Annotated in this window: 1 protein-coding gene; it reads left to right on the top strand. The window is 37.0% G+C overall.

Going from position 1 to position 894, the window contains the following annotated elements:
• Positions 1-181 precede the first annotated feature (181 nt).
• Positions 182-894: PilZ domain-containing protein (locus tag H5202_RS23475; RefSeq protein WP_182774113.1), on the top strand; the 713-nt coding region annotated here is incomplete at its 3' end.

Raw genomic sequence — 894 nt, 5'->3', positions numbered from 1 at the left:
CATCAATACAGCACTACCATTAATACGCTATGTTAGTCTTCGTTTCAGGGTAATTAACAACAATATCATTTGTGCATACCTATCGAACAACATTGAAATGTATATTACTATAAAGATCAGCACTTTCTTGCCGATAAAATTATCAGCCAGACTCACAATAAACATTTAAAACGATAAAATAATGAGTTTAGATAACCACAGGGCATTAATTGAACAACTAAAACCACTGATCATGGAACCTGATTTTCAGGACGTGTTTGAGCAGTTAACAGTTGACGAATCGAATTCAACCCGTTTTCTATTGAAAATGGAGCTAAACCGTATCTCATCTTTATGCACACGAATTATAGATTTACGAGATAAAACGGAACTGCCTTGCGAAGAAGTTGTCGTCGCAAACCAAAGATATTTCCTAGATGAACCCGCTAAAGAGGCCCTGCTACAAGCACTGCCATTATACCGTAACAAATATACCTTAGGCGTTTACGAGCACGTTATAAAAGCGCATAAACTTCGACGCCTTAAACTCAGAGAAAACGTTCCAGTTGAGGTTATTGACGAAGAAAATCCATTTTTAGTACCTGGCGTTGTACTTGGTAGCTACTTTAATCGCTGTGAAGAACGAATGAATTATAGCATTCGAATTATGGTTTCTCAGCAAGGAATAACCGAGGTCAATGGTGCAACACTGGATTTATCAGTCGGTGGTGCTCGGATTAAGTTGCCATTAAAGCATCACTTAGACCAAGACAAACCTTTACGAGTAAAACTACTTGAACTCAGTGATGAATTTTATTTAGATGATCTTAAGCATGGTGTTGAATATCAAATAGTAGATGTTCAAAACAAAGATGATAGTGCAATTTTTAGATTGAAAAGACTAGGTGGCGGAGA

The organism is Shewanella sp. SG41-4, assembly GCF_014164505.1.
Classification (GTDB): Bacteria; Pseudomonadota; Gammaproteobacteria; order Enterobacterales; family Shewanellaceae; genus Shewanella.
The sequence above is the reverse complement of the archived record's forward strand: the minus strand, read 5'-3'. Positions and strand labels throughout refer to the sequence as shown.